Source organism: Monashia sp. HAY1-5C, assembly GCF_056755255.1.
On the sequence record NZ_JBPGXG010000238.1, the window covers coordinates 1 to 2,747 of the forward strand.

3 protein-coding genes are annotated in these 2,747 nt (G+C 75.4%); all 3 read right to left on the reverse strand.

All coding sequences use genetic code 11. The annotated features are described in order from the left end of the window. Positions 1-45: 45 nt before the first annotated feature. The 3 genes from ACR9ZK_RS21210 to ACR9ZK_RS21220 are packed head-to-tail and all read right to left on the reverse strand — an operon-like array spanning position 46 to position 2,633. On the reverse strand, positions 46-798 hold the full coding sequence (locus tag ACR9ZK_RS21210; RefSeq protein ID WP_481343947.1) for a glycosyltransferase family 2 protein: 753 nt from the start codon (positions 796-798) through the stop codon (positions 46-48). 13 nt (positions 799-811) lie between these two features. After that, positions 812-1,699, reverse strand: coding sequence for a DUF5926 family protein (locus tag ACR9ZK_RS21215; protein WP_481343948.1), 888 nt, complete (start codon positions 1,697-1,699; stop codon positions 812-814). A gap of 31 nt (positions 1,700-1,730) precedes the next feature. Continuing rightward, positions 1,731-2,633 (reverse strand): LLM class flavin-dependent oxidoreductase, encoded by a 903-nt coding sequence (locus ACR9ZK_RS21220; RefSeq protein ID WP_481343949.1) that lies wholly within the window; start codon positions 2,631-2,633, stop codon positions 1,731-1,733. Positions 2,634-2,747: the final 114 nt, after the last annotated feature.

Below are 2,747 nucleotides of genomic sequence, written 5' to 3' on the forward strand. Positions count from 1 at the left end.
CGGGTCGGCGGGTCGGCGAGTGGGCCCAGTCGGCGGGTCGGGGGGTCAGCCGGGGCCGAGGCGACGCCGCAGCCGCCGGACGCCGAGTGCGAGCGCGACGTCGCGGTACTGGGCCGCCCGATGCACCTGGGCGCGCCAGTCGGTGCCCGTGACCCGGTGGTAGAGCTCGCACGGCACCTCGACGACGGTCAGCCCTGCGTCGATGACGTCGACCGTCATGCCCACCTCGACGCCCCAGCCCCGGGCGAACGGCGTGGCGGCCTCGACGGCGGCCGGTGAGAGGCACCGCATCCCGGACAACGGCTGCGTCGGGGCCCAGCCGGTCAGCTCCTCGATGCCCCGGCGGGCCAGGCCGACGACGAGGCCGTGCCCGCCGCCGGACTGCTGCTGCTCGGGCAGGGTCGCGATGGTGAGGTCTGCCTCGCCGCGGGCGACCGGCCCCACGAGGGCGCCGACGGCCTGCGCGGACGCCTCGAGGTCGGCGTCGACGAAGAGGACCGACGCCGCAGGGTCGACGCGGCCGACGCGGCGCATCCCGGCCAGGCGGCCGAGCCCGCTCATCATGGCGTCGGCCTTGCCGTGGTTGCGCACGAGCCTGACGACCTCGGCGCCCTCCTGCGCGGCGAGGACGGCGGTGCGGTCGGTCGAGCCGTCGTCGACGACGATGACCGCCACGACGCCGGGGATGGTGCGCACTCCGCGGATGGTCTCGGCGATCCGGTCCGACTCGTCGCGGGCCGGGATGATGACGACGACGGGCGGCTCGGAGCCCGGGGACGCAGGTCGCTGCGCGGTCACCGTCGGGGGCCGCTCAGCGGAGGGTGACCTGACGGTTCGTCAGACCGGCCTTCGCGCCCCGCTCGTCGGCGGTGAGCGGGTCGGTCGAGGCCGCCGCGGCCTCGAGGCGCTCCTTCATCGCGGCGACGGCGTCCTCGAACGAGGCGGGGGCGGCCGAGGGGTCGACCTCCCACACCGGGATGAGCAGGCCACTGGAGCGGAAGCAGCCGAGCAGGCGACCCTCGCCACCGAGGGCGCTGTCGCCGGCGGCGTGCAGCCGAGCGAGGGCGGTGGTGGCGGTGTCCTCGTCGAAGGGCAGCACCCAGCGGACGTACGTGCGCTCCCCGATGCGGCACCAGTAGCACGACGGCGCCGAGGTCAGCTTGACCGTCGGGATGGCCGACTCGTTGGCCCGCTGGAGCGACTCCTGGCCGTCCGCGTCGAGCTCGGCCTCGGCGACCCAGAAGTCGAAGCCCTCGTGGACGTCGATCTCGAAGGGGGCCTCGAGGTCGAGGAGGTCCTGCAGGCGGACCGTGTCGACGGTCGAGACGGGCAGCGTCTGCACCGGCGTGCCGGCCTCGGCGGCGACGGCCAGGCCGATCGCCTGGGCGATGTCGCGGCTCGTGTCACCGCTGGCGTTGCCGGACTGGATGCCGACGAGCACCTCACCGTTCTCGCGGTGCAGGCCGGGCCAGGCGAGCGGCAGCACCGTGGCGATGGTGACCTCGTCGGGCGCGCCCTCGGGGGCCCTGCCCTTCGCGAACCGAACCGTGGCCGTGGCGGCCGGGACGATCTCGCGCATCGCGACCCAGTCGGTCTCGCCGGGAAGGCCCTCGAAGGGCCGGGCGACGAACGGCGCCGGAGCGGGACGAGTGGTGCGGTCGGCGCGGACCCCGCGCGGACGACGAGATGCCTTACCCATGCGCGCCACCTTAGTGGGCCCGTGCGGCACCTCACGCCAGCGCGGTCGCGAGGGGTCCGAGCGCCAGGACGTCGTCCGGTGTCGTCAGGTCCAGCGGCGCGAGGAACACCGTCGTCACGCCGTGGTCCGCGAGCCGGGCGAGGCGCTCCCGGTGCTGGGCGGGCGTACCGGCGTGGTGTCGTTCGGCGAAGACCGCGGCGGCGGTGCGGCCACGATGCCGTTCGACGGCCGACCACACGGCGACGCGGTCCGCGCCGACGAGCGGTAGGTCCAGGACCGTGGCGAGGGCGGCGTCGCGGTCGCGGCCGGCCTCCTCCACGAGCTGCAGGTAGCGAGCGACCTTGACGAGGCCAGCGGCGTCGGAGGGGACGTTGCAGCCGTCGCCGAGCCGGGCCGCGACGCGAAGGGTCCGGTCTCCCCCACCCCCGACGACGACGGGGAGGTCGCCGACCGGACGCGGGTAGAGCGTCGTCTCGGGCAGCGAGACGCGGCGTCCGGCATACGGCTTCGTGCCGGGTGCCCAGAGGGCGCGCATCGTCTCGAGACCGGCCTCCAGCAGGTCGAGGCGCTGGCCCGGTGGAGGCAGGCTGAGCCCGTAGGCGGCGTGCTCGCGCTCCCACCAGCCCGCACCGACGCCGACGAAGGCGCGTCCGCCGGTGAGCGCGGACAGCGTCGCGGCCGCCTTGGCGGTGATGCCCGGCGGCCGGAACGTCACCGGCGAGACGAGCGTGCCGAGGTGCAGCCGGCTCGTCGACGCGGCGAGCGCCCCGAGCGTCACCCACGGCTCCGGGACGGGGTCCCAGGCCCTCCCGACCTGCGGGATCTGGATGAGGTGGTCCATGAGCGCGAGGCCGGCGAAGCCGGTCTCCTCGGCCGCCGCCGCGATGCCGCGCAACCAGTCGAGCAGGTCGCCGTCGGCCGGGAACCGGGACACCTGGAGCACGACGCCGTGCCGCAGCCCGCCGGTGCCGCCGGAGCGCCGCTCCTCCTCGGCCCCCCTCGTTCCCGTCCCTGTCTCTTATACACATCTGACGCTGCCGACGACGGA

Bases quoted from the DNA above. Each gene is read 5' to 3' on its own strand.
- ACR9ZK_RS21215 (WP_481343948.1), bottom strand. From the start codon at position 1,699: ATGGGTAAGGCATCTCGTCGTCCGCGCGGGGTCCGCGCCGACCGCACC.